Origin of the sequence: Rhodococcus sp. NPDC058532, assembly GCF_042719255.1 — a bacterium.
GTDB lineage: Bacteria > Actinomycetota > Actinomycetes > Mycobacteriales > Mycobacteriaceae > Rhodococcus_G.
The window spans coordinates 168,379-188,749 of the sequence record NZ_JBHXNU010000006.1; the positions used below are offsets into that span (position 1 = coordinate 168,379).

The 20,371-nt window shown below is 70.2% G+C and carries 24 protein-coding genes and 1 riboswitch; of the genes, 14 read left to right on the forward strand and 10 right to left on the reverse strand.

The features are described 5' to 3' along the window. Nucleotides 1-29: 29 nt before the first annotated feature. Together ACFWQG_RS09940 and radA are read left to right on the forward strand one after the other, a co-directional pair. A complete protein-coding gene (locus ACFWQG_RS09940; protein WP_378507444.1) occupies nt 30-557 on the forward strand; it encodes a gamma carbonic anhydrase family protein in 528 nt (175 codons plus the stop codon). Nucleotides 558-621: 64 nt separating this feature from the next. After that, nucleotides 622-2,022, forward strand: coding sequence for a DNA repair protein RadA (radA, locus tag ACFWQG_RS09945; protein ID WP_378507445.1), 1,401 nt, complete (start codon nt 622-624; stop codon nt 2,020-2,022). 10 nt (nt 2,023-2,032) lie between these two features. On the opposite strand, the gene ACFWQG_RS09950 is transcribed toward radA, so the two are convergent. Next, nucleotides 2,033-2,593: a PaaI family thioesterase gene (locus tag ACFWQG_RS09950; protein ID WP_378507446.1), complete on the reverse strand. Its 561-nt coding sequence runs from the start codon at nt 2,591-2,593 to the stop codon at nt 2,033-2,035. A gap of 99 nt (nt 2,594-2,692) precedes the next feature. Here ACFWQG_RS09950 and disA point away from each other — a divergent pair, with 99 nt between their 5' ends. Further along, nucleotides 2,693-3,772, forward strand: a complete 1,080-nt coding sequence (gene disA / locus ACFWQG_RS09955) for a DNA integrity scanning diadenylate cyclase DisA (protein WP_378507447.1) — start codon at nt 2,693-2,695, stop codon at nt 3,770-3,772. A gap of 77 nt (nt 3,773-3,849) precedes the next feature. On the opposite strand, the gene ACFWQG_RS09960 is transcribed toward disA, so the two are convergent. Both ACFWQG_RS09960 and ACFWQG_RS09965 read right to left on the reverse strand, forming a co-directional pair. Next, nucleotides 3,850-4,536, reverse strand: coding sequence for a hypothetical protein (locus ACFWQG_RS09960; protein ID WP_378507448.1), 687 nt, complete (start codon nt 4,534-4,536; stop codon nt 3,850-3,852). 68 nt (nt 4,537-4,604) lie between these two features. Then, nucleotides 4,605-5,246, reverse strand: a complete 642-nt coding sequence (locus ACFWQG_RS09965; protein WP_378507449.1) for a carbonic anhydrase — start codon at nt 5,244-5,246, stop codon at nt 4,605-4,607. A 79-nt stretch (nt 5,247-5,325) separates the two neighbouring features. Here ACFWQG_RS09965 and ACFWQG_RS09970 point away from each other — a divergent pair, with 79 nt between their 5' ends. After that, nucleotides 5,326-6,207, forward strand: coding sequence for an A/G-specific adenine glycosylase (locus ACFWQG_RS09970; RefSeq protein ID WP_378507450.1), 882 nt, complete (start codon nt 5,326-5,328; stop codon nt 6,205-6,207). A gap of 33 nt (nt 6,208-6,240) precedes the next feature. On the opposite strand, the gene ACFWQG_RS09975 is transcribed toward ACFWQG_RS09970, so the two are convergent. Next, the gene (locus tag ACFWQG_RS09975; protein WP_378507451.1) at nt 6,241-7,125 is read right to left on the reverse strand and encodes an NAD(P)-dependent oxidoreductase; all 885 of its coding nucleotides are present in this window, start codon (nt 7,123-7,125) and stop codon (nt 6,241-6,243) included. Between the two features lie 131 nt (nt 7,126-7,256). On the opposite strand from ACFWQG_RS09975, the gene ACFWQG_RS09980 reads away from it, so the two are divergent. After that, nucleotides 7,257-10,475 (forward strand): BTAD domain-containing putative transcriptional regulator, encoded by a 3,219-nt coding sequence (locus ACFWQG_RS09980; RefSeq protein WP_378507452.1) that lies wholly within the window; start codon nt 7,257-7,259, stop codon nt 10,473-10,475. Here the strand turns inward: ACFWQG_RS09980 and ACFWQG_RS09985 are convergent. Together ACFWQG_RS09985 and ACFWQG_RS09990 are read right to left on the reverse strand one after the other, a co-directional pair. Then, complete coding sequence (locus ACFWQG_RS09985; RefSeq protein ID WP_378507453.1) at nt 10,457-11,221, reverse strand: alpha/beta fold hydrolase; 765 nt, start codon at nt 11,219-11,221, stop codon at nt 10,457-10,459. The genes ACFWQG_RS09980 and ACFWQG_RS09985 overlap by 19 nt on opposite strands. A 49-nt stretch (nt 11,222-11,270) precedes the next feature. Next, nucleotides 11,271-12,737, reverse strand: a complete 1,467-nt coding sequence (locus ACFWQG_RS09990) for an MFS transporter (protein ID WP_378507454.1) — start codon at nt 12,735-12,737, stop codon at nt 11,271-11,273. Nucleotides 12,738-12,837: 100 nt separating this feature from the next. Here ACFWQG_RS09990 and ACFWQG_RS09995 point away from each other — a divergent pair, with 100 nt between their 5' ends. The 4 genes from ACFWQG_RS09995 (at nt 12,838) to ACFWQG_RS10010 (ending at nt 14,870) form a co-directional block, all read left to right on the forward strand. Next, nucleotides 12,838-13,230: a MarR family winged helix-turn-helix transcriptional regulator gene (locus tag ACFWQG_RS09995; protein WP_378507455.1), complete on the forward strand. Its 393-nt coding sequence runs from the start codon at nt 12,838-12,840 to the stop codon at nt 13,228-13,230. A 40-nt stretch (nt 13,231-13,270) separates the two neighbouring features. Continuing rightward, entirely contained in the window at nt 13,271-13,582 is a 312-nt protein-coding gene (locus ACFWQG_RS10000; protein ID WP_378507456.1) for an antibiotic biosynthesis monooxygenase family protein, read from the forward strand. Nucleotides 13,583-13,729: 147 nt separating this feature from the next. Further along, nucleotides 13,730-13,865, forward strand: a riboswitch (cobalamin riboswitch). 28 nt (nt 13,866-13,893) lie between these two features. After that, nucleotides 13,894-14,088: a CbtB domain-containing protein gene (locus tag ACFWQG_RS10005; protein WP_378507457.1), complete on the forward strand. Its 195-nt coding sequence runs from the start codon at nt 13,894-13,896 to the stop codon at nt 14,086-14,088. Beyond that, complete coding sequence (locus ACFWQG_RS10010; protein ID WP_378507458.1) at nt 14,079-14,870, forward strand: CbtA family protein; 792 nt, start codon at nt 14,079-14,081, stop codon at nt 14,868-14,870. Before ACFWQG_RS10005 ends, ACFWQG_RS10010 begins: the two co-directional genes overlap by 10 nt. Nucleotides 14,871-14,957: 87 nt before the next feature. On the opposite strand, the gene ACFWQG_RS10015 is transcribed toward ACFWQG_RS10010, so the two are convergent. The 4 genes from ACFWQG_RS10015 to ACFWQG_RS10030 form a co-directional block, all read right to left on the reverse strand. Further along, complete coding sequence (locus ACFWQG_RS10015) at nt 14,958-15,695, reverse strand: DsbA family oxidoreductase (RefSeq protein WP_378507459.1); 738 nt, start codon at nt 15,693-15,695, stop codon at nt 14,958-14,960. A 69-nt stretch (nt 15,696-15,764) separates the two neighbouring features. Next, nucleotides 15,765-15,944 carry a hypothetical protein gene (locus ACFWQG_RS10020; protein WP_378507460.1) on the reverse strand — a complete coding sequence of 60 codons (180 nt, stop codon included), beginning with the start codon at nt 15,942-15,944 and terminating at the stop codon, nt 15,765-15,767. A 213-nt stretch (nt 15,945-16,157) separates the two neighbouring features. Then, on the reverse strand, nt 16,158-16,592 hold the full coding sequence (locus ACFWQG_RS10025; protein WP_378507461.1) for an OsmC family protein: 435 nt from the start codon (nt 16,590-16,592) through the stop codon (nt 16,158-16,160). Between the two features lie 58 nt (nt 16,593-16,650). After that, nucleotides 16,651-18,234: an MFS transporter gene (locus ACFWQG_RS10030; RefSeq protein WP_378507546.1), complete on the reverse strand. Its 1,584-nt coding sequence runs from the start codon at nt 18,232-18,234 to the stop codon at nt 16,651-16,653. Nucleotides 18,235-18,367: 133 nt separating this feature from the next. Here ACFWQG_RS10030 and ACFWQG_RS10035 point away from each other — a divergent pair, with 133 nt between their 5' ends. The 5 genes from ACFWQG_RS10035 (at nt 18,368) to ACFWQG_RS10055 (ending at nt 20,369) form a co-directional block, all read left to right on the forward strand. After that, complete coding sequence (locus tag ACFWQG_RS10035) at nt 18,368-18,562, forward strand: CbtB-domain containing protein (protein WP_378507462.1); 195 nt, start codon at nt 18,368-18,370, stop codon at nt 18,560-18,562. A gap of 67 nt (nt 18,563-18,629) precedes the next feature. Next, nucleotides 18,630-19,070, forward strand: coding sequence for a hypothetical protein (locus tag ACFWQG_RS10040; RefSeq protein ID WP_378507463.1), 441 nt, complete (start codon nt 18,630-18,632; stop codon nt 19,068-19,070). Beyond that, nucleotides 19,067-19,363 carry an SH3-like domain-containing protein gene (locus tag ACFWQG_RS10045; RefSeq protein WP_378507464.1) on the forward strand — a complete coding sequence of 99 codons (297 nt, stop codon included), beginning with the start codon at nt 19,067-19,069 and terminating at the stop codon, nt 19,361-19,363. Before ACFWQG_RS10040 ends, ACFWQG_RS10045 begins: the two co-directional genes overlap by 4 nt. Further along, nucleotides 19,360-20,040, forward strand: coding sequence for a thiocyanate hydrolase subunit gamma (gene scnC, locus ACFWQG_RS10050; RefSeq protein ID WP_378507465.1), 681 nt, complete (start codon nt 19,360-19,362; stop codon nt 20,038-20,040). Before ACFWQG_RS10045 ends, scnC begins: the two co-directional genes overlap by 4 nt. Next, nucleotides 20,040-20,369, forward strand: coding sequence for a ScnB (locus ACFWQG_RS10055; protein WP_378507466.1), 330 nt, complete (start codon nt 20,040-20,042; stop codon nt 20,367-20,369). The genes scnC and ACFWQG_RS10055 overlap by 1 nt, the downstream gene beginning before the upstream one ends. The last annotated feature ends 2 nt before the right edge of the window (nt 20,370-20,371 follow it).

The following is a 20,371-nucleotide window of genomic DNA, read 5'->3' on the forward strand; positions in this document are numbered from 1 at the left end:
TCTGCTCGACCGACGATCAGGAGAAGCGCATGACCGGTCCGCACGTGGTGTCCTTCGACGACGCGACGCCAACCGTCGCCGACTCGGCATGGCTGGCACCGACCGCCACCGTCATCGGTGACGTGACCCTCGGCGAGCAGGCCAGCATCTGGTACGGCGCGGTCGCGCGCGGCGACGCCGAATCGATCACGGTCGGCACCGGAAGCAACATCCAGGACAACGTCACGCTGCACGCCGATCCCGGGCTGCCGCTCACGGTCGGCGCGAACGTCAGCGTCGGGCACAACGCGGTCCTGCACGGCTGCACCATCGGCGACGCCACGCTGATCGGGATGGGCGCCGTCGTCCTCAACGGTGCCCGCCTCGGCGCGCACTGCCTCGTCGCGGCGGGCGCGGTGGTCCTCGAGGGCACCGAGATCCCGGACCGGTCGCTGGTCGCCGGGGTGCCCGCGAAGGTGCGGCGCCAACTCACCGACGAGGAGGTCGCGCACATCGGGCACAACGCGGAGGGGTACCGGGCCCTCGCCGCGAAGCACCGGTCCGCGACGGTCTCCTGACCGAACCCGCCCGCGAGCCCCGCCGTCAGGCTAAATGTCGGTGCCGGGTCCTAGGCTCACCGGCGTGGCCAAACCGAAGACCAGCTACCGCTGCACCGCCTGCCAGTACGCCGTCGCGAAGTGGGTCGGCCGCTGCCCGGAATGCGGTGAGTGGGGGTCCGTCGAGGAGGCCGCGCCCGTCCTCACCGCCGTCGCCAACCGGCCCGGCGCCAGCGCCGCCCGTGCGGGCACCGGGCTGACGCCCACCTCGCCCGCGACCCCCCTGACTCAGGTCAGTGCCACCGTCAGCCGGGCCAAACCGACCGGCGTGCCCGAACTCGACCGGGTGCTGGGCGGCGGGATCGTGCCGGGGTCGGTGGTGCTGCTCGCCGGCGAGCCCGGTGTCGGGAAGTCGACGCTGCTGCTGGAGGTGGTGCACCGTTGGGCGCGCCGCGGCCCCGACGACCGGTCCCTCTACGTGACGGGCGAGGAATCGGCAGGCCAGGTGCGTCTGCGCGCCGACCGCACCGGCGCGGTCCACGACCGGGTGTACCTGGCGGCGGAATCGGATCTCGCGACCGTGTTCGGGCACGTCGAGCAGGTGAAGCCGACCCTGCTGATCGTCGACTCGGTGCAGACGATGCTCGCCGCCGACGTCGACGGCGTCACCGGCGGGGTGACGCAGGTCCGCGCGATCACCGCGGCCCTGACCACCCTCGCCAAGACCAGCGGCATCCCGGTGCTGCTCATCGGGCACGTCACCAAGGACGGCGCCGTCGCGGGCCCCCGCGCCCTCGAACACCTGGTGGACGTGGTGCTGCACTTCGAGGGCGACAAGCATTCGACGCTGCGGATGCTCCGCGGGGTCAAGAACCGGTTCGGGTCGGCCGACGAGGTCGGCTGCTTCGAACTGCACGAGGACGGCATCGAATGCGTCACCGACCCGTCCGGCCTGTTCCTCCACCACCGCGACGACACCGCTCCCGGGACCGCGGTGACCGTCGCGATGGACGGCAAACGCGCCCTCCTCGGGGAGGTGCAGGGGCTGGTCGTGCCGACGCAGAACCCGTCACCGCGCCGCGCGGTGAGCGGCATGGACGCCGCCCGGGTCGCGATGGTCCTCGCGGTCCTCGCCAAGCACGCGAGCATCCGCACCCACGACAAGGAGGTGTACGCCGCCACCGTCGGCGGGATGCGGTTGACCGAACCGTCCGCCGACCTGGCGTTGGCGCTGGCCATCGTGTCCGCCGACCGTGACAAGCCGCTGCCGTCCGGGCTCGTGGTGCTCGGCGAGGTCGGGCTGGCAGGCGAGGTCCGCCGGGTCACCGCCGTCGGACGCAGGCTCGCCGAGGCCAAACGCCTCGGCTTCACTCATGCCGTGGTGCCGCGCGACTCCGGCCCGCATCCGAAGGGCATGCGGGTCGACGAGGTCGCGACCATCAGGGAGGCGCTGCGCGCGGTGCCGCGCCGGATGGAGGTGGTCTAGGAGGCAGGCCCTACAGCGTCGAATTGCCGAAGCTCGGTGCGGTGGGCTCCCCGTCGACGAATTCGGCCATCGGCGTGAAGTGCTCGGGCTTGATGGTGAGGAACAGGCCCCGCGACGTCGCGGCCACCTCGTCGCTCGCCGCGGGCCCCTCCACGATCCGGACCTCGGAACTGGTGTACGCCTTCCGCCGGACGAGACCGTCGATCCGGGCTCGGAACTCGAGCACCGACCCGAGCGGGATCGGCCGGGCGAAGTCGATCTGCAGGTGCCCGGTCACCACCGGCACGCCGAGCACCATGCACGCCATGCCCTGCGTCTCATCGAACGCGGTCGTGAGGATCCCGCCGTGGATCACGCCGGGGCCGCCCTGGTAGCGGGACGCGACGGTCAGCCTGCCGACCACCTCGATGCCCTCGGTCGCGGTGAAGTGCATGACGAGTCCGGTGGGCTGGTCGTCACCGCACCCGAAGCACTTCGCCCAGTGCTGGGGCAGTGCTCCGCCGGGCTCCGGGAAGAAATCCGGTCGGGTGGGAATCTCGAGATCATCAGGCAACGTCCAGGTACCGCTCATGTCTCGGTAATCTAGTCGCGACACAGTTGCGCGGGACGACGGCCTCCCGCGCACCGGCACGCGCCACTCGGCGACGGCGAGGCAAGGGGGGGGACGGCGATGGAGGTCACCGCGGCCACGCTTCGCGAGACGATCGCGAGGCTGGCGCCGGGGACGGAACTGCGGGACGGGCTCGAACGCATTCTGCGCGGACGCACCGGTGCGCTGATCGTGCTCGGCTACGACCCGCAGATCGAGGAACTCTGCGACGGTGGGTTCGAACTCGACGTGGAGTTCGCCCCGACCCGACTGCGGGAACTGTCGAAGATGGACGGTGCCGTCGTGCTGTCCACCGATGGCACCCGGATCGTCCGCGCGAACGTGCAGCTCGTCCCGGACTACAAGATCCCCACCGTCGAGTCCGGCACCCGGCACCGGGCGGCGGAGCGGACCGCGATCCAGACCGGGTACCCGGTGGTGTCGGTGAGCCAGTCGATGAGCATCGTCTCGGTGTACGTCGGCGGCGTACGGCACGTGCTGGAGGGGTCGCCGACGATCCTGTCCCGCGCGAACCAGGCGGTCGCCACCCTGGAGCGGTACAAGTCGCGCCTCACCGAGGTCACCAACGCCCTCTCGGTCGTCGAGATCGAGGACTTCGTCACCCTCCGCGACGCGCTGACCGTGTCACAGCGGCTGGAGATGGTGCGTCGGGTGTCGGTGGAAATCGAACGCGACGTGCTCGAACTCGGCACCGACGGCAGGCAACTTGCGCTGCAACTCGAGGAACTCGTCGGGGACAACGATGTGGCCAGGCAGCTGGTGGCGCGCGACTACCTGGCGGGCACCGGCCAACCATCCACCGAGGCGGTCGAGCGTGCCCTCGCCGCGCTGGACGAGCTCACCGACGCGGACCTGCTGGACCTGACCACCCTGGCACGGGCATTCGGATACCCGGCGACGATCGAGGCCCTCGACGCACCGATGAGCCCCCGCGGCTACCGGGTGCTGGCGCGGGTGCCGCGGCTGCAGTTCCACCAGGTGCACCGGCTGGTCGCGTCGTTCGGGACGCTGCAGGGCCTGCTGGCCGCGACGGCCGCCGACCTGCAGTCGGTCGACGGGATCGGCGGCCTGTGGGCCCGCCATATCAGGGAGGGCCTGTCCCGGCTCGCCGAAACCTCGATCGCGGGACCGTTCGACTGAACGCTTCCGTTCACTCGATTAGATCGACTGAACGGTTCCGTTCACTCGGCGGACGGGCGGGGCCGACGGGCGGGAGCTCAGCTCAGGTTGAACGGCTCCGGGGAGCTACGCAGGTTCCCCAGCTGGCCGACGACGGAGTACGCGCCGGCGCCGACCGGGGTCCGGGGCGCCGCGCACCCCGGCTCGGACGTCGAGCCGGACCACTTGACCGTGAACGCGGCCTGCTCGCCCGGCTTGAGGGTCCGCACGTCGGGGGTCGAGTTCGGGTAGCAGTCGTTGTTCGACCACAGTCGCTGCTGGCCGTCCAGGCTGTACACGAGGACCTGCTGCATGCCCGCGCCGAGATCCCGGTCGCACGACGCGTTGCCGATGTTGGTGACGACGATCCCGAACTCGGGTTCCTCCCCGGCCTGGTAGGTCGCCTTGTCCGCGCTGACCTTGATGGCGAGGGAGCTGTCGGCACACTGACCCGCCGGTGCAGCGGCAGCGGTGCCCGACGGGGCGTCGTCGCCCGATTCGGTCGTCGACTCGCCGCCGTCCGCGGCACCGGACTCGGTGGCGGACGTGGTGTCCGAGGCGGCGGTCGTCGACGTCAGGGACGAGCTCGCGGCCGCCGCCTCGGCGGTCGGATCGTCGTCGCCACCGCCGCGGAGGGCGGTGACGATCCAGATCAGCAGGACCAGCGCGACGACCGCTGCACCGATGGCAAGCCAGCGACGTCGCCAGTAGATCTCGGAGGGCAGCGGCCCGGACGGTTCCATCACGGCTACCACGGTAAGTGCCCGTGGTATTGGTACCAGCCACCAGGTCCGGCGTGTCGCACCGACCGGCGCTAGAGGGCGTCCTTCTCGTCGACGACCTCCCCGATCTCCCCGACCGAACCGCGCAGCTTGATGCCGCCGTCGGAGAGGGTGTACGTGACGCCGACGATCGCGCAGGTGCCGTTCTCGACCCTCTCCGCGATGATCCGAGACCGCTCCATCAGCAGATGACCGGTCTCGACGACATGCCTGCCTTCGAGCTCGTCGATGGTGGACAGCCCCTCGTTGCGCCCGACCAGGATCGACGGCGCGACCCGTTCGACGATGCTCCGGATGAATCCGCCGGGCACCTCGCCGTTGTCGAGGGCCTTGAGGGTGGCGGCGACCGCGCCGCAGCTGTCGTGGCCCAACACCACGATCAGCGGCACGTTGAGGATGTCGACGGCATACTCGATGGAACCGAGAACTGAGCTATCGATGACATGTCCGGCGGTGCGCACGACGAACATGTCGCCGAGTCCCTGGTCGAAGATGATCTCCGCGGCGACCCGCGAATCTCCGCATCCGAACAGCACTGCGGTCGGATGCTGCGAGTTCACGAGCTTCGCCCGGTCGGCGATGCCCTGACTGGGGTGCAGCGAGGTGTCGCTGACGAACCGCTCGTTACCCTGCTTGAGGGCCTTCCAGGCTGAAATGGGGTTCGAATTCGGCATGTCTGCCATTGTGCACCCGGCCCCGAATCGGACATGGCGGCGACCTGGTGAATCGACGAAGGACAGGTGTGACGTTCCGGTGAATTCCTCCGCGCTGATCGGCTGGTACGAGCGTGCGGCCCGTGACCTGCCCTGGCGGCGCGACGACGTGACCGCCTGGCACATCCTGATGAGCGAGATCATGCTGCAGCAGACGCCGGTGGCCCGGGTTGCCCCGATCTGGGAGCAGTGGGTGCAGCGCTGGCCGGTGCCGTCAGCGATGGCCGCGTCCAGCCAGGGCGAGGTGCTGCGCGCCTGGGGTCGGCTCGGTTATCCGCGCCGGGCGCTGCGGCTGCACGAGTGCGCGGGCGTCCTCGCCGCCGACCACGACGACGCGGTCCCGGCCGACGTGCAGGTGCTACTCACCCTGCCCGGCATCGGCGACTACACCGCCCGGGCCGTCGCCTGCTTCGCCTACGGTCAACGAGTTCCGGTGGTGGACACCAATGTTCGACGGGTCGTCGCCCGCGCGGTGCACGGGTCCGCCGAACCGGGGAATCCGTCCACCCGCAGGGACCTCGCCGACACCGAGGCGCTGCTACCCCGCACCCGCGCCCGCGCCGCGGTGTTCTCCGCCGCGTTGATGGAGCTCGGTGCGACGGTGTGCACCGCCCGCACCCCGGACTGCGACCGGTGTCCGCTGACGGACTGCGCCTGGGTGGCCGCGGGCCGCCCCGCGCACACCGGCCCGCCGCGGAAGGTGCAGCGGTTCGCGGGCACCGACCGGCAGGTGCGCGGCCTGCTGCTCGGCGTGCTGCGCGAGAGTCACGTCCCCGTCGAACGCGCCCGTCTGGATCTGGTGTGGCACGCCGACCCGACCCAGCGGGACCGCGCGCTGGGGTCGCTGTTGGTGGACGGGCTGATCGAACAGACCGAGGACGGGTTGTTCGCACTGGCAGGCGAGGGCGGCCCCGAGCACTGACGAGCCCGGGGGCCGGGCGGCGGTGCGCCTCGGTCAGCGGTCGCCCGGCTTGCGGATCACCTCGAACAGGCTGGTCCAGCTGTCCCGGCCGTGCCCCGCCGCAACGGCCCGCTCGTAGTGCTCCTGCACCGCGAGCGGCAGCGCGAGATCGATGCCAGCGGCGCGGCTGGCGCCGACGATGTGGTCGGCGGTCGCCGCCATCATGGCGACGTTGGCACCGTCGTCGCGATGATCGCCGACGTCGAACCGGGTCGCGGACTCCGACAGCATCGACGCGGCCAACGCGAACGTCTCCGCGGAATAGGGCACGAGTTCGGTGGCGGTCACCCCGGCCGAGCCGACGAGCGCGGCGGCGTGCGCGAAGCTCGACAGCGCGGTCAGGAACACCTCCAGCTGCGCCTGGTACCAGAGCTGCGCGAGCGCCGGGTCCGCACCGCGATAATCGGGTCGGCCGATTGCGGCGAGGGTCTGCCGGTGCGCGTCCATGGTTGCCGCGGAGCCGCTGTAGAAGACGTAGGCGCCGTCTCCCCCGACCATCGGGGCGGGCACCATCACCCCGCCGACCAGGAGGTCGGCGCCCCGATCGGCGAGCCACCCGCTCGCGACCCGGGTCGCCTCGGGGGTGTCGGAGCTGAGGTTGACCACCACCCGCCCGGCCAGTGCGTCCCCGACCGTGTCGAGGATGTCGTACATCGCGCCGTAGTCGGTCAGGCTCAGGATCACCAGTTCACTCGCCCGCACGGCCTCGGTGGGTGTCGGGGCTCGACTCGCGCCCCTCGCGACCAGGTTGTCCGCGCGGCTCGCCGTCCGGTTCCACACGGTCACCGGGTGCCCCCTGTCGAGGTACGCGCCGGCCATGGCCTGCCCCATCGGCCCGAGTCCGATCACGGTGACCGGGACGTTCGCGCTGCTGCTCATTGTGTGCCCTTCCCTTTTCTCCTGCGGCGGTGTGCTGCTGACGGATCCGAGCCTGCACGGACCCCCTTGCGTATCGCTTGCGGTCCGCTGACGCCCCCTGCGATGTCGGTGATCTGCACTACCGTTGCGGCATGCGGTTCGGAGTCCTCGGCCCACTACGCGTCGAGGCCGCGCGCGGCGAGCCGATCGCGATCACCGAACCCAAGGTCCGCACGCTGCTCGCCGCGCTGCTGGTGCGGCCGGGCAGGCCGGTGTCCACGGATCGACTGATCGAGGCACTGTGGGGTGACGAGCCGCCGGCGAGCGCACCGAACACCCTGCAGGCCAAGGTTTCGCTGCTGCGCCGAGCGTTCGGGGAGGCCGAGCCGGGGGGACGGGAGTCGGTCGCGCTCGAGGCGTCGGGCTACCTGCTCAGGGTCGACGGCGATGCGGTGGACGCGGCCCAGTTCGACCGGTTGACGACGCTGGCACGGACCGCGCCGGATCCTCGGGAGCGCATCGCCCTGCTCGATCAGGCCCTCGGACTCTGGCGCGGTCCGGCGTTCGCCGACCACGCCGACCGTCCGTTCGCCCGGGGCGTCGCCGCCCGACTCGACGAGGCCCGGCTCACCGCGCTTGAGGATCGGGCCGAGGCCCGCCTCGAACTCGGCGAGCACGCGACGCTCGTCGCCGAACTGGCGGACCTGGTGGACCGCAACCCCCTCCGAAACCGGTTGCGCGGGGCCCACATGCGGGCGTTGTCTCGGGCCGGTCGGCAGCCGGAGGCGCTCGCGAGTTTCGCGCGGCTGCGTGCGCTCCTCGCGGAGGACCTCGGCCTGGATCCCGACCCGGAACTCGTTGCCCTGCACACCGCGATCCTGCGCGGCGACCCCAGCGTGCTGCGGGCCCACGCGAGCGGTCCCCCGCCGCGGGGCAACCTGCCGGTACCGGTCGCCGCCCTCGTCGGGCGGGCTCCGGCGGTGGCAGGCATTCGCGCCGCGCTCGACGACTCGCGATTGGTCACCCTCACCGGCCCCGGCGGCGTCGGCAAGACCCGCCTCGCCGTGGAAGTCGCTCGGCAGCTGAGGGATTCGAGCCCGGACGGCACCTGGCTAGTGGAGCTGGCAGCACTGACACCCGCACCGGAGTCGGGCACCTCGATCATCGCCGATGCGGCACTGGCGGCGCTCGGCATCCGCGAGCACCTCCCCACTCCGGACCTCCCCGCGCCCGACACCGGCACCGACCTCCAGCGCCTGACCGAGGTCCTCCGCACCCGGCGGGCGCTGCTGGTGATCGACAACTGCGAACACCTGGTTGCCGCCGTCGGCCTCGTCGCGGGCCACCTGCTCGCCGCCGCCCCCGGCCTGCGGATCCTCGCCACCAGCCAGGCCCCGCTGGCGATCGGCGGCGAAAGACTGTTCGCCGTGGAACCGTTGGGACTCCCCCGTGGCGACGAGCCGATTGCGGAGTCGGCCGCGGTGCAACTGTTCGTCTCCCGCGCCGCCGCGTCGGCACCCGGCTTCGCGCTGACACCGGACAATGCCGCGGCGGTGGCCGCGATCTGCGCGCGACTCGACGGGATCCCCCTCGCGCTGGAACTGGCCGCACCTCGCGTCCGGGTGCTCGGCGTGGCCCGCCTGCTCGAGCGGCTCGAGGACCGTTTCGGGCTGCTGACCTCCGGCTACCGGGATGCGCCCCCGCGGCAACAGACCCTGCGCGCGATGATCGACTGGAGCAGTTCCCTGCTCACCGCCGCCGAGCGCACCCTGTTCCATCGGCTTGCCGTCTTCGCGGACGGCTGCACGCTCGAATCCGCCGAGGTGGTGTGCTCGGATGCGGGCATCGACGCGTCCGATGTGCTCGACCTGATCTCCGGTCTGGTCGACCGTTCGCTGGTGTCCGTTGCCGAGACACCGGACGGACCGAGATACAGACTCCTGGAGTCGATCCGCGTCTACGCCGCCGACCGGCTGGCCGAATCCGGGGAACGCGACGCGACGCTCGGGCGGCACTGCCTGCATTTCACGGAACTGGCCGAGACCGCCCGGCCACACCTGCATCGAGAGTCACAGCCGGCCTGGCTGGCCCGGCTGGACGCGGAAGGCGCGAATCTGCGCGGCGCTGTGACCGTCGGCTGCGCCGACCACCCGGATCTCGGGCTGCGGCTGGCCGACGCGCTGACCTGGTATTGGGTGCTGCGTGGCAGGTTCACCGAGGCCGACCGCTGGCTCGGCGAGGCGCTGCGGAACGCCGGTGACCCGGAGAATCCGATCGCCATCCGAGCCGCCCACTGGCACAGCGGAATTCGAATTCTTGGTGACACACCAGACGGGTCCGGCGACCGCGGCACCGAGCCAACACTGCCACCGGCAGGCGGCGAGTTCCCCGGCCGGGGCCGCGCCACCTGGTTCCTCGCGTACGCGAGATACGGGGCCGTCGACGTGGTGGGCGGGCGTGCATGGGCGGACCTGGCGCTGGCCCGGCTGAGCGCGGAGGACGACCCGTGGGCGACGGGCGCGGCCCTGTGCACGCGGGCCCAGTGCCACACCGGACCGGACGCACTGGCCGCGACCGCCCGCGACGGCGAGCGGGCCATGTCGATCTTCCGGGAGCTCGGCGACCGTTGGGGTCAGGCCCAGGCTGCCTACCCGCTCGCCACTGTCGCGGAAGTCACCGGCGACTACGCCCGCGCGCGGGGCCTGCACGCCGACGGTCTCCGGGTGGCTCGGGAGCTCGGCCTGTGGCGCGAGGTGACCGATCGACTGTGCGGCCTGGCCCGAATCTCGCTCCTGACCGGTGATCTCGCCGCGTCCCGCGAACTGCACGAGCGGTCACGGCGCCTTGCACGGGAACACGGGTACCGGAACGGGGAGGTGTCCGCCGAGATCGGGCTCGGACTGACGGACCGCCGAGCCGGACGCCTCGAGGAGGCGGAACCCCGACTCCGGTCGATGCTCGACTGGGGCAGGCGCAGCGACTTCGGTCCGATCACCACGCTCATGCTTGCCGAACTCGGCTTCCTCGCCGAGCTGCGCGGCGACGCCGACCACGCACGCGCACTGCACGAGGAGGGGCACGCCGCTGCGCTGCGCCTCGGCGACCCCCGGGCTGCGGCCCTGGCAATGGAGGGCCTTGCCGGGGCCGAGGTGCTGGCGGGGTGGCCTGCGGCGGCCGCCCGACTGCTCGGCGCCGCGGCGGCCGCTCGCGACTCGGTCGGTGCACCGCTGCCCGGGGGCGAGCGTGGCGACGTCGACCGGATCACGGCCGCGGCGACGAGCGCGCTTGGCGCGGCAGGCTTCGAGCGCGCCTTCGCCGCGGGTGCCACCCGGGCGACCCCGGCGGGTGACGGTCACCGAGCGGGGACGTGACCAGGCAACCCGTCCAGAAACGCTTCCACCGCAGCGCGAAACTCGGCAGGCCGGTCGTCGTGCACCAGATGCCCGGCGCCCGCGACCAGTTCGTATCGCGTCGTCGATCCCCGTTCCGTCTCGGCCATCGCGCGCATCTGACCGGGCGGGGTGATGGTGTACTCCCCCTCCAGGAGCAGTGCGGGCGCCCGCACCGCCGACCACGGCGCCCAGAAGTCGCGGGTACCCCACTCCTCCGAGATGTCGCGCCACACCGGCACCTCACCGTGCAGGTGAAATCCGTCCTCCCGGCGCTCGAACGAATCCATGAAGTACTGCGCGGCAACGGGTCCGAAGAAGTCGACCATGTGCTGCTCGTCGCGGAACGGCGTCGGCCAGGCACCGATCATTGCCGCCCAGTCCGCTGCGGTACGGCCACGGAAGTCCGGCGCCATGTCCTCGACAACCAGGGCGCGCACCCGGTCGGGGTTGGCGGCGGCGAAGCACCAGCCGTGCAGCCCGCCCATCGAGTGGCCGATCACGGTGATCTGCTCCTCGAGCGGCGCGAGCGCGGCGGTGAGGTCGTCGACGAACGCCTCGGTGGTCAACCGTGGGGGTGCCGGTCGGCCGTGGCCCGCCGCGTCGAAGGTGTACACGTGCCCGTGCTCGCGCAGCCACGGCACGTGTCGGCGCCAGGTGCGGGCACTGCCCATCAGCCCGTGGAGCAACAGAATCGGTCGGCCCGTCCCACCCTCGTCATGCAGCACGGCACCGAGGCTAGCCCGGTACCGTGCCGCAGTTGCGCAGTCTCCCGGATCAGTCCCGCCGGGGGGCGGGAACCGCGGTGTACCGACGGCGCCGGATCAGCGGCGCGGCGGTGATCGCGAGGCCGACCAGCGCCACCCCGGTCACCAGGACGAGGCCTGGACGGAACTGCGCGAAGCCCGCGCCCGCCGCCTCGGCGGTGTGCGAGCCTGCCGTGACCAGCGCCGTGGTCAATGCCAGCACGAGGGCGGCCCCGACCTGGGCGGAGGTCTGCACCAGCCCCGACGCCAGCCCCTGCTCCGCGTCGTCCACCCCGGCGGTGGCCTGCGCCATGATCGAGGTGAAGCCGAGCGCGAACCCGACGCCGAGCAGGATCGCCGCGGGCAGGATGGCCACCACGTACGACGGCTGATCGTTGCCGACGAACAGGAACCACAGGTAGCCGAGGCTGAGCGAGGCAAGCGCCGCCAGGATCATCGGCGAGGTGCCGAACCGGTCGATCGGCCGTCCGACGAACGGCGAGGCAACGGCGACGATCAATCCGGTCGGGAGCAGCGCCAGCGCCATCTTCAACGGCGACCAGCCGAGGACCGACTGCAGGAAAATCGTCATCATGAACTGGAAGCTCAGGTAGGAACCGAACAGCGCAACGATGCTGAGATTGGCGCGCACGATGGTGCCGACCCGAAGGATGCTCAGCCGCACCAGCGGGTGCGCCGCCCGGTTCTCGACCAGGAAGAACGACGCGAGCAGGACGGCGGCGAGCGCGAACGATCCAAGGGTGAGCGGATCCGCCCAGCCCCGCGACGGGGCGGAGACGACGGTGTAAACGGCCAGCATCATGCCCGCGACGAGGGTGATCGCCCCACCGAGGTCGTGACCACCGCTGTCGGCGGGCCGGTCCCGCGGGATCAGCACCCACGCCGCCGCGAGGGCCGCGGCCGCGAACGGCACCGGCATGAGGAATGTCCAGCGCCAGCCCGCGCTGGTGAGCAGCCCCCCGAGGATCAGGCCGGACGAGTAGCCGCTGGCACCGAACACCGAGAAGATCGATAGCGCCCGGTTGCGGGCAGGCCCCTCCCTGAAGGTGGTGGTCAGGATGGACATCGCGGTCGGGGCGGTGAACGCCGCGGCGAGGCCCTTCACGAAGCGCGTGACGATGAGCAGGGTTCCGTTGTCGACGAGGCCGCCGATCAACGAGGCGACCGCGAAGACGGCCAGTGCGGCGAGGAAGACCCGGCGACGGCCGAGCAGGTCGGCGGTGCGCCCACCGAGCAGCAGCAGGCCGCCGAAGCCGAGCACATAGCCGTTGATGATCCACTGCAGGGAGGTCGTGTCGAGGCCGAGTTCGGTGCCGATGGACGGGAGCGCGACGCCGACCATCGAGACGTCGAGTCCGTCCAGGAACATCACGACGCAGAGCACCGCGAGGATCCCCCACAGCCGGCCGGTCCAACCCTGCTGCGGGACTGAGGAATCCGATGTCGTTGGGTTCGGGGCGGTTTCGGTGAAAGTCACGCCAGCCAGACTAGATGCATGTGCAATCAATGCACAAGCATAAATTCTCTTTGCATTTATTTTCCTTGCACTGATCTGTGGGCCGCACTATGATGCGGCCATGACCTCAGAAGCGGAGCTGCGCGAGAGTTGGCGCGCCCTGCTCAGCCGGTACAACGGCATCGCGTGCGAGCTCGACCGGCGGATGCAGAGCGCACACGGGCTGAGCATGAGCGACTTCGAGACGCTGGACCGGCTGGTGTCGGTCACCTGCAGGCATCCCCGCATGCAGGAACTGGCCGCCGACATGTACCTCAGCCCGAGCGCGCTCTCCCGCAGCGTTGCCCGCCTCGAGAAGGCGGGCCTGGTGGCGCGATCACTGTGCGAATCGGACCGTCGCGGCGTCTTCGTCGACGTGACCGACACCGGACGCGCGGTGCACGCCGATGCGGGCAGGACCCAGATGGCCGTGCTGACCGAGCATCTCGGCGACGGCGCCGCCACCGCCGAGTGAGGTCGCGGTCTTCGCAGGAATCGGGAGTACCCTCTCGGCCATGGCAGTGGTGAAGATCAACGCAATCGAGGTGCCCGAGGGCGCCGGTCCCGAACTCGAGAAGCGCTTCGCGCAGCGCGCCGGAACCGTTGAGAACTCCCCCGGGTTTCTCGGCTTCCAGTTGCTGCGCCCGACCGGTGGGGAGACCCGCTACTTCGTGGTGACGCAATGGGAATCGGAGGACGCCTTCGCCGCGTGGCGGGACGGCGACGCCCGCGCCGCGCACGCGGGTGAGGCGAAGAAGCCGGTCGCGACCGGCGCCTCGCTGCTCGAGTTCGAGGTCGTGCTCGACGTCGCGGCGAAGCAGGGCTGACCACAACGGTCCTGCGCGTGCCTGCCCGGTATTTTGCGCGGCAGGCACGCGGTGGTCGCAGCCACGATCGGCGACATCCTGACCGGATTCGCCCGCGGCACGGCCGGTTCCGTACCGCGGGCGGGGGATTCGTCCCAATTGACACGGCGGGCGCCTCGGTGCGACAGTGCGCCAGTAATAGCGATGTCGGACGGGAATTCCGGTGCAACTCCGGAGCGGTCGCGCCACTGTGATCGAGGCACTGCCTCGACAGCCAGACCCCGCCGCCATCGCATGGACTTTGCGGGACGCGTTTATCCCAGGAGGAACCTATGGCTGTCGTTCACACCCCCAGCACGTCGACCGAATCGGTCGGTGTCGCGTTGATCATCGCGGGTGTCGTCCTGCTCGCGATGCTGACCCTGTACCTGGTCGGGTTCGACCAGGGCGCGGTCTCGCGCACCGGCATGTACATGCACGAACTGATGCATGACGGTCGCCACCTGCTGGGCCTGCCGTGCCACTGACCGAGAACTTCACGAAACTCCTCATCCGCGGCCTGCTCGCGGGCCTCGTCGCGGGCCTGCTTGCCGGCGCCGTCGCCTTCGTGATCGGCGAACCGCACATCGATGCGGCCATCGCGATCGAGGAGTCCGCCGCCCCGGCGGAGGACCACGCAGCCGACGCGGGCGCGCACGGCGGGGCGACAGCCGAGGAGGGGCACTCGCACGGGGAGGATGCCCTGGTCAGCCGCGACGGCCAGCGCATCGGCCTGTTTCTCGCGACCACGCTCGCCGGCCTCGCGCTCGGCGCGATCTTCGCCGTCGTCGCGCATTACGCGCGGCGGGTCACCGCCATGTCCGGTCCGGCGCTCGCACTGGCGTTGGCCGGGGCCGGTTGGTTGGCGATCGAGGCGGTGCCGTTCTTCAAGTACCCGGCGAACCCGCCCGCGGTCGGCGACCCCGACACGATCAATCAGCGCACCTGGCTGTGGCTGGCGACGGTGGTCCTCGGACTGGTTGCGGTCGGTGTCGCCGCGTACGTGGCCCGGCTCGTCGCGTCGACCGGTTACCTGTCCGTGCAGGTCGGGGCGCCGTCCCTGGCCTTCCTCGCGATCGTCGCGGTCGGCTATGTGCTGATGCCGGGGGTCAACGAGGTCGGGGAGGACTTCCCGGCAACCCTGCTGTGGGAGTTCCGGGTCTCGTCGCTGGCGATCCAGGCAACGCTGTGGCTGGCACTCGGCCTCGGTTTCGCGTTTCTCACCGAGCGCGCCGGGCGTGCGCAGCGCGCGCCCGCCGTCGCCAGCTAGCCCGACCCCCGGTACCCAACGTTCCCTAATGTCACATTCGGTCACCTCACGATCCCGAATGTGACATTAGGGAACCCGCGGGTGGGGTCAGACGGCGCAGGAGCCGTCGGTGCAGGAGCCGTCGGCGTCCGACGCGCCTGCGAGGGTGACGATCGGGTTGGCGTCGGCGTACGCCCGCTCCAGCAACTGGGTGAACACCTCGACGGGCTGCGCACCCGAGACGCCGATTGCACGGTTGGCGACGAAGAACGGGACCCCGGTGACGCCGAGCGCGCGGGCCTGCTCAACGTCGTCTCGGACACGATCCGCCTCGGCGTCGGCGTCCAGTGCCGCCCGCGCGGCGCCCGCGTCGAGTCCGACCTCGGCGGCGATCGCAACCAGTTCGTCCCGGTCGTCGACGACCCGGCCCTGCTCGAAATGGGCGCGGAACAGCGCGGACATCAGGTCCTCGCCACGCTCCCCTGCCCAGTGAATCAGCCGGTGCGCGTCGACGGTGTTGGCGGCGATGACGGTGTCGAAGTCCATGACCAGGCCGTCCGCGGCCGCGGTGCTCGCGACGTGCGCGAACATCTGCTTCACCTGGGCGGCGGGCATGCCCTTCATCTCGACGAGGGCGTCGACCTCGGGGCGCCGCAGACCGACCGGGGTGTCCGGGGACAGCAGGTACGACCGCCACACCACCTGCACCCGGTCGCGGTGCGGGAACAGCGCAAGCGCGGTATCGAAGCGCTTCTTGCCGATGTAGCACCACGGGCAGGCGATGTCGGACCACACCTCCAGCACGACGGTGGTGGCTGCGGACTGGTCAACGGGTTCGGGAGTCACGAATGGTTGAAACGTCCACCATCGACATCTTGTTCCTGCACGCGCCCCGAACCGGGCTTGACCATCGGCCTACTCCGCGGCGGGGCAGTCCTTCACTGCCTTCACGTTTCCGTCGATGTTGCAGCTGCCGCCGAGATTGGTGGCAACGGCCGGGGCGGCAACGACGCCGACCGGGAGAGCGGTCAAGACGCCGACCAGGGCGATCTTGGCGGCGAGACGGCGAGCGGGAGCCTTGGCGGAGTTCGTCACGGGGAGTGATCCTCAGTTCGTCGGCACAAGTGCTACCCACGGCATCGACCATTGGACCTTCGGATGCCATTCACCCTGTGCCAGGTACTTCCAGGGAGATTCCGATATTTCAAACGGAATTCCGCGCTTCACGGTGTATTCACCTGTCAGTGCGGCGGAATCCAGGATAACCGAGAATTCGCCGGGTGACGAGGGTCAATCTTTTGTACGGAATCAAACGAGGGCGGCGTCCAATGTGATGTCGACGCCGGTCAGTGCCTTGCTGACCGGGCATGATTCCTTCGCCGCCTGCGCAACCGACGCGAAGCCGTCGGCATCGAGTCCGTCGACCTCGGCGCGCACGGTGATCGCGATTCCGGTCAGCTTGAATCCGGGATCGTCGGGGCCGAGGCCCACCACCGCGGTCACCTCGAGGCTCTGCGGCACCCCGCCCACCTCCCCGATCAGCGCTGACAACTGCATCGCGTAGCAGGCCGAATGGGCGGCCGCGATCAATTCCTCCGGACTGGTCGCGCCGTTCGCGGCGTCGGCGGCCCGGGTGGGGAAGGAGACGTCGAATGTCGCCAGGCCCGAACTGGTCAGTTCCGTCTGACCGGACCCATCCTGGAGAGTGCCGTTCCATGCGGTGCGTGCGGTACGAGTGGGCATGCGTCCCAGTCTCCCCCCTCCCCGCCGCCCTGTCGTGCCGGACGACGGACGGGTCCGGTCACCGCCCGGACCGCGCCATCGGCTCGGTCGCATCCTCGGCGCGGTACCGCTCGAGGAGCGCCAGCTCCGCGTCTCGCTTCGGGTACATCAGGAACACCAGCGCCGCGCCGAGCAGCACGATTCCGATTGCCGCCGCGTACGCGCGACCGTCACCGGCAAGGAACGCCGCTCGTGCGGCGGCAAGGATCGATTCCGAGTACTGCGGGTAGCGCTCGGCGATGTTCACGGCGCCGGCGAACGACTTCTCCAGCGCGGCCTGCGTCTGCTCGCTCACCGCCGATGCCTGTGGGGTGGCCGCGATCGTGGCCGCGAACGATGCCGAGTATCCGGCCGTCAGTAAGGACCCGAGAACGGACTGCACGATCGCTCCGCCAAGGTCACGCTGGAGATCGGCCGTGCCCGAGGCCATTCCGGCCCGGAACACCGGAACCGACCCGGTCAGCGAATGCGAGGCCGGGGTGCCCGCCAGCCCGACACCCGCGCCGAGCAGCATGAAGCCGAGCGCGATCCGCCAATAGTGCGCCGTCTCGTCCCACATCAGCCAGGCCACCAGCAGTCCAGCGACGATCGCGACATACCCGGCAAGCAGGGTGAAACGCGACCCGTGCGACTCGACGAGCCGCGCCGATCGGGGGGCCACCAGAACCATCACCAGCGCGGCGGGCAGGGCCGCCGAGCCCGCCGCGAGGGTCGAGTAACCGAGCACGTTCTGCAGGTACTGCTGGCTGATGTACATCGTCCCCATCAACGCTCCGAACACGATAATTCCCGCGACCGCAGCGACCCAGAAGATCCGGCGTCGAGCAATGTGTAAGTCGTACAAGGGATTCCGAGCCCGTTCCTGCCGGATCACGAACGCGATGCCCGCGGCGAGCGCGATCCCCAACGCGGAGATCGCGGTCACCGCCATCCCGTCGACGGGTGCGAAGTTGATCCCGAGGACCAGCGCCGCGACCAGGACCACCGACACCAGGCCCCCGAGGTGGTCGACCGGATCGGTGGACTCGTTGACGTGACTCGGCACAACCAGCACCGTCATCGCCAACGCCACCAGCGCGAGCGGGATCGTCACCAGGAACACCGACCCCCAGTCGAATCGCTCGAGCAGCGCACCCGCGACCAGCGGACCGAGCGCGGTGAGCCCACCCCCGATCGACGACCACAGGGCGATCGCCCGGGTCCGCGCCTGCCCCGACCACAACGCGGTGATCAACGCCAGCGTCGTCGGATACGCCAGACCCGCGCAGACGCCGCCTGCCACGCGCGCCGCGAACAGCACCTCCGGGTTCGGCGCGTACCCGGCCAGCAGCGACACCGGTACCGACAGCGTCATCCCGAGAATCAGCATCAGCTTCCGGCCGTAGCGGTCGCCGACCGCACCGAGATAGAGCACCGACGCGGCGAGTCCCACCGAGTAGCCGACGGCGATCAGATTCAACTCGGTCTGACTCGCGTCGAAGGCCCGCCCGATGTCCGGCAACGCCACGTTCGCGACCGCCAGGTTCAGATTCGCCACCGCAGCAACGAGAATCAGCCCCGTCAGCACGAGCAGGGCGCGCGCGGGCCGAGCATCGACATTCATGGCCACCGGTCAAGTGGACACCACCCCGACTCCGCCCGCCACCCGATTCCCCCTGCCCGCGCCCGCGGACGGTGTAGCCTCGACAACCGAACCCCGTTGAATCGCGACGATCATGCCGTTCCCGGGAGGAAACATGGCTGTAGTCCATTCACCAAGCAGCGCGACGCAGTCGATGGGCGCGGCCCTGCTCGCCGCCGGAATCGTTCTCCTCGCACTTCTCGCCCTGTACCTGGTCGGATTCGACCAGGGCGCGATCTCACGCACCGGCATGTACATGCACGAACTGATGCACGACGGCCGCCACCTTCTTGGCCTGCCGTGCCACTGACCCGCGCCGCGCGGATCACCTACTGAGCCTTTCGCGTTGTCGCACACATCTTTTCGAAGGACTCGACATGAGTTCACCCCGCACGTTCGACGACCTCCAGAGCGAGGTCACCCGCATCTCCCCCACACTCCGCACTCCCCTCGACTCCCCCTACACGATCTCCAACGACCTGTTCGCCACGCTTCGCCATGTCCTGCACGACGTCGGCGGGCAACCCGACCTGCCAACGCCGTTTCTGGAGAAGGTCGAGGAGCAGTGGGAGATGAACACCTACGTCACCTGCGAATGCCTTGGCTGGCGCGGGGTGTGGAACTCCGAGGAGCGCAGGCGGGCCGAGAACGATCTCGGTGCCACCCTGTACTTCGGGTTGCCGTACTACGCACGCTGGGCAACCGTCGCCGCAAAGACGCTGATCAACAAGGGCCTAGTCACACCCGATGAACTCTCGGCAAAGCTGGACGAGGTTCGGGCCAGGCTGACCGGGGCGCGCGCGGAGGCACCGTCATGACCAGATTCGAGATCGGCGATCGCGTCACCGTCCGCGACGCAACGACCATGTTCCACACCCGGACCCAGGCCTACACCCGAGGCCACACCGGAATCGTCGTCGAACACCGTCCCGACTGGGTGATCCCCGAGGACGAGGCGTGGGGCCGCGACGACGGCCGCACCGAGCCGTTCTACGTGGTCCGCTTCCGGCAACGCGAGCTCTGGCCGAACTACACCGGATGCGACGGCGACACCCTCGAAACCGAATGCTCCGAGCGGTGGCTCGAGCACGCCAAGGAGGAGTCGCAGTGAACGACAGCCACGACCAGCACGCACCGATTCAGGAGTCTCCCGAGGTCAGCGAGTTCGAGGTCCTTGAGACCGCGATCCGCGAACTCGCCATCGAGAAGGGCCTGTTCTCCCACGAGGACCATCGCCGGTTTTCCGAATGGGCGGAGTCGATCGGCCCGGCGGCCGGGTCGCGTCTGGTCGCAAAGGCATGGACGGATCCGGAGTTCAAGGCCCGCCTGCTCGCCGACGGCACCGAGACCTGCGCGGAGATCGGCATCGACTGGCGCGACCCCACCGGATCCGGAACGCCGAGCGACTACACCTGGTTCTACGTCCTGGAGAACACCCCGACCGTGCACAACGTCATCGTGTGCACCCTCTGCTCCTGCTATCCGCGCCCGGTCCTTGGCATGTCTCCCGACTGGTATCGCACCCCCAACTACCGGCGTCGGCTGGTGCGCTGGCCGCGGGAAGTGCTCGGCGAGTTCGGGCTGCACTTCCCTGCCGACGTCGAGGTCCGGGTGCACGACTCGAATCAGAAGTCGCGGTTCATGGTGATGCCGATGCGCCCCGAGGGCACCGAGGGCTGGACGGAAGACCAGCTCGCTTCGATCGTCACCCGCGACACGATGATCGGTGTCGCGCTGCCGCAGGTGGACTGGACCGCCACCGAGTCGCCGACCGAGGTTGGCGCGTGATGGGCGGCACCGGATATCAGGTGCTGCTGTCCACCCTCGCCCCGGGAACTCGGCGCGAGGAGGCCCTGCCCGAGCTGGACGGCCCGCCGTCACCGTGGGAGTCGAGCATGCAGGCCACGTGCGAATGCCTGTCCTGGCGGGGCGCGCTGGACAATCTCGACCGCCGCAACGCGGAGGACGCACTCGGGGAGTCGGTCTACGTCGGGTTCCCGGTCCGCGCCAGATCGGCGATCGTCACCGCCCACACCCTGCTCGAGCGCGGGGTGATCACCGAGGACGAGTTGCGGGCGAAGATGCTCGCCGTCCGCGCGCGCTTCGAGCGCGAGTGAGG

Coding starts and splice junctions, on each gene's coding strand:
- ACFWQG_RS09940 (WP_378507444.1), top strand. CDS start 30: ATGACCGGTCCGCACGTGGTGTCCTTCGACGACGCGACGCCAACCGTC.
- ACFWQG_RS09950 (WP_378507446.1), bottom strand. CDS start 2,593: ATGAGCGGTACCTGGACGTTGCCTGATGATCTCGAGATTCCCACCCGA.
- disA (WP_378507447.1), top strand. CDS start 2,693: ATGGAGGTCACCGCGGCCACGCTTCGCGAGACGATCGCGAGGCTGGCG.
- ACFWQG_RS09965 (WP_378507449.1), bottom strand. CDS start 5,246: ATGCCGAATTCGAACCCCATTTCAGCCTGGAAGGCCCTCAAGCAGGGT.
- ACFWQG_RS09975 (WP_378507451.1), bottom strand. CDS start 7,125: ATGAGCAGCAGCGCGAACGTCCCGGTCACCGTGATCGGACTCGGGCCG.
- ACFWQG_RS09980 (WP_378507452.1), top strand. CDS start 7,257: ATGCGGTTCGGAGTCCTCGGCCCACTACGCGTCGAGGCCGCGCGCGGC.
- ACFWQG_RS09995 (WP_378507455.1), top strand. CDS start 12,838: ATGACCTCAGAAGCGGAGCTGCGCGAGAGTTGGCGCGCCCTGCTCAGC.
- ACFWQG_RS10000 (WP_378507456.1), top strand. CDS start 13,271: ATGGCAGTGGTGAAGATCAACGCAATCGAGGTGCCCGAGGGCGCCGGT.
- ACFWQG_RS10005 (WP_378507457.1), top strand. CDS start 13,894: ATGGCTGTCGTTCACACCCCCAGCACGTCGACCGAATCGGTCGGTGTC.
- ACFWQG_RS10025 (WP_378507461.1), bottom strand. CDS start 16,592: ATGCCCACTCGTACCGCACGCACCGCATGGAACGGCACTCTCCAGGAT.
- ACFWQG_RS10030 (WP_378507546.1), bottom strand. CDS start 18,234: ATGAATGTCGATGCTCGGCCCGCGCGCGCCCTGCTCGTGCTGACGGGG.
- ACFWQG_RS10035 (WP_378507462.1), top strand. CDS start 18,368: ATGGCTGTAGTCCATTCACCAAGCAGCGCGACGCAGTCGATGGGCGCG.
- ACFWQG_RS10040 (WP_378507463.1), top strand. CDS start 18,630: ATGAGTTCACCCCGCACGTTCGACGACCTCCAGAGCGAGGTCACCCGC.
- ACFWQG_RS10045 (WP_378507464.1), top strand. CDS start 19,067: ATGACCAGATTCGAGATCGGCGATCGCGTCACCGTCCGCGACGCAACG.
- ACFWQG_RS10055 (WP_378507466.1), top strand. CDS start 20,040: ATGGGCGGCACCGGATATCAGGTGCTGCTGTCCACCCTCGCCCCGGGA.